The organism is Pseudoflavonifractor phocaeensis (assembly GCF_016901955.1).
In the GTDB taxonomy this organism is placed as follows: domain Bacteria; phylum Bacillota; class Clostridia; order Oscillospirales; family Oscillospiraceae; genus Flavonifractor; species Flavonifractor phocaeensis_A.
Genome location: NZ_JACJLC010000159.1, coordinates 1 through 2,928, shown reverse-complemented (window position 1 = coordinate 2,928; position 2,928 = coordinate 1). Strand labels below are relative to the sequence as shown.

Sequence of the window (2,928 nt, the reverse complement as noted above, 5' to 3'; positions counted from 1 at the left end):
AGGAAGCGGAGGTAGATGTCGCCTCCCGCCCGTTGATCCATCGTCAAAATGTGCTCCATCATGTGGGGGGTGAGGATGTAAAAGGCGTCGTGGGCGCTGTCGCAGGAGACGCCGAATTTCTCATTGAAGGCGGCGTTCTCCGTTTCGATCTGACCGGAGCGCTTCCGCCCGCCCTCAAACACGCACAGGTCGGCGGACAGCTCCTTGTGAAAGTCCAGAATGATCCACTGGCCCTGGAACACGGTCTTGCGCTTTTCCTCTGTGCGTGGGTTGCCATCCTTGTCGGTCGCGGTAAATAATGTTGTATCGCGGGCATTTCGTAGTCTGTTGATAGAAAAATTTTAATGTTGAAATTTTTATGAAAGGTGAGCCTCATGCAACTCAGTGTAGTTCATCAGCGTATTCTCCTGCTGCTGAAATTTCTTTTGGAACAGACGGATGAGGCCCACTATGTATCGGTGGCAGATATCCTGCGGTTCTGGGAGGCCCACGGCATCCACGGCAATCGGAAGAATGTGTACAGCGACATCCAACTGCTCATGGATTCCGGCGTGGACGTCATCTGCATCCGAAATATGCAGAACCGCTACTTCATTGGCTCCCGGCTGCTGGAACTGCCGGAACTAAAGTTGCTGGTGGACGCTGTGGAGTCCTCCCACCTCATTACAGAGAAAAAGAGCGCCGCCCTCATCGAGAAGTTGGGCCATCTCACCAGCCGGCACAATGCCGCGCTTCTGAACCGCCCTGTCTACATGGACGGCACCGCCAAGCCGGACAATGAAACTGTGTACTACGCCATCGACGCGATCCAGACGGCGATTCACAAACAACGGGCCATCTCCTTCCAGTATTTCGAGTACACGCCGAAAAAGGAAAAGGTCCTGAAACACAAGGGCTACCGCTATGGATTCAGCCCCTATGTCCTCATCTGGAGCCGGGATTTCTATTACGCCGTGGGCTGGTCGGAAAAGCACGGCAAACTGGCCCAGTTCCGGGTGGACCGCATGACGGCCATCCAGGATTCAGATGCCCCTTACATAGCGGATCCGTCCTTTGACCCAGCGGCATACGTCCGGGAGGTCTTTGGAATGTATCACGACGCGCCCCAACAGGTGACGCTGCTGTGTGAAAACCGCACCATGCGAAACGTCATAGACCACTTCGGAGAGGACGTGGACACGGAGATTGTAGGCGCCAACCATTTCCGGGCCACCGTGGACGTGGCGCCTACCCCGCCGTTCTTCGCCTGGGTGTTCACCTTTGGCGGCGCCATCCGCATCGAGGGGCCTGCGGATGTGCTGGCAAAGATGAAAGACATGGCCGCGTGGCTGCGTACATAAAAGCAAGAGGGATCCGCCCAGGAAACGCTGGGCAGATCCCTCTCACCTTTACGGGGCAGGAGGACCGCTGCGGGGTGTATCCCCGCAGCGGTCCTCCTGATTTTAGTCCGAAAAGTATACCGGCCTGCCAATGGATGTAAAGCCCTCGATGCCGGTGATCACCACATTGTTGTATCCGCTGGCGCAGTGGATGATGAGCAGATTGCCGCTCTCGTCCCTGCCGCCTACAATGCCCACATGGGAGTCCTCTGGATATACAAGGCCGCTTTGATCTTCATGCTCGGTCTCCTTTTCGTTCAGTTTTTTCATCCTGGTGCGCATGCAGTCATCCTCGCTGCCCCAGCAGAGAAAACCATGAGAAGGGTAGGGGCAGCCCTCGCAGCGGGAGAACTGCCGGCACACTGGTTTTTGTTCCGGCTCCGGGGCATAGCCGGGCGCATAGTTGATGTGGAGCAGCCATTTCTTCACACTACTCCACTTAGGAGGTGGTTGATTGACCACCCCGACATAACTGTTCAGTTTTTTGGGATCCACACGGAGCACCTCACTTGCTTTTTCTGCTCTGAAAACAAAAAAGCGGGGGCCGTATTCTGCCCGATGGCAGATGATACGGCCCCCGCCTTGTTCAGCGTAGGATCTATAAATTCATTTGTGGTTCCTGACTCTGGACCTGCTCCAACCGGCTCTGCAGATCCGGGACGGTGTACTCGATTTTTGTTCTGGCCTCCTGAATGGCTTCTTGCTGCTTGTAGTCCAGCTCTGGGCCTTCATAGAACCAATGCTCCGCGGAGCGGTACAATTCTGTGAGTTCCTCCGGGGTAAATAACTGCGCTCTGGGGATCAGGCCGGAGCGGACAGCAAAGTCCTGCTTGGCGCTCTGGAAGTCATCTTCATAGTAGTGACCGTGGCTGACTCCAGTTCGGTCATAGTCCCAAATCCAGGTTACAAATTGATACCCCTGGCCATTTTCTCGTTCCTGGCCTGCCAGCACCGCGCCGCCGAAGTCCGCCAGCAGGCGGAAGTCCTCATGCAGGCCAGAGGCATGGAGCAGGGGGGCGTTTTGCATCGCTTCCACATAACTGTATACCTCGTCCGCGGCCACGGCCACCTGATGGTACAATTCACTGGCCTCCTCGTTTTTGCTTCCCACAGGCAGCAAAAACACATCGTTGGCCGGTGAAACGAAGAGGACAGGCTGGCCGTGGAGGAACACCTCCAGCCGCTTTTCATCTATGGCGGATGACTCAATTCCGTCTATATTGAGCCGCCGGGACAATTCCGCAAAAAATTTATTTCCCATATAATCCCTCTTTCCTCTTTTGCTTTTCTGGATATGCATTTATTTGAACAAATTGCTGCGTCCACCTTTGTAAAGAAAAAAAAGGCCAAGACCCTGTTTCCAAGATCTTGGCCCAGTAAACCTTATTCTCTATGAAAAAATACGCGAGTTCAAGTCCTGTCTGAAGGTAGTGTCAAGAGTTGGACCTGTTGACAAAAGTCCCAAATACCCCATTCCCATGGTATAATTGAAATAAGGGAGGAATGGAGCATGATGGGACGGCAAAGCGGTCAAATGAGTATGGTGATT

4 protein-coding genes are annotated in these 2,928 nt (G+C 54.2%); 1 reads left to right on the top strand and 3 read right to left on the bottom strand.

Going from position 1 to position 2,928, the window contains the following annotated elements; genetic code table 11:
- Window positions 1-242 (bottom strand): DUF3137 domain-containing protein (locus H6B51_RS16740; RefSeq protein ID WP_204884735.1); only part of this gene is annotated, 242 nt, incomplete at its 3' end.
- 132 nt (window positions 243-374) lie between these two features.
- On the opposite strand from H6B51_RS16740, the gene H6B51_RS16735 reads away from it, so the two are divergent.
- A complete protein-coding gene (locus H6B51_RS16735; protein ID WP_204884734.1) occupies window positions 375-1,340 on the top strand; it encodes a helix-turn-helix transcriptional regulator in 966 nt (321 codons plus the stop codon).
- Between the two features lie 102 nt (window positions 1,341-1,442).
- Here the strand turns inward: H6B51_RS16735 and H6B51_RS16730 are convergent, their stop codons facing one another.
- Both H6B51_RS16730 and H6B51_RS16725 read right to left on the bottom strand, forming a co-directional pair.
- The gene (locus H6B51_RS16730; protein WP_204884733.1) at window positions 1,443-1,874 is read right to left on the bottom strand and encodes a hypothetical protein; all 432 of its coding nucleotides are present in this window, start codon (window positions 1,872-1,874) and stop codon (window positions 1,443-1,445) included.
- 103 nt (window positions 1,875-1,977) lie between these two features.
- A complete protein-coding gene (locus H6B51_RS16725) occupies window positions 1,978-2,640 on the bottom strand; it encodes a hypothetical protein (RefSeq protein WP_204884732.1) in 663 nt (220 codons plus the stop codon).
- Window positions 2,641-2,928: the final 288 nt, after the last annotated feature.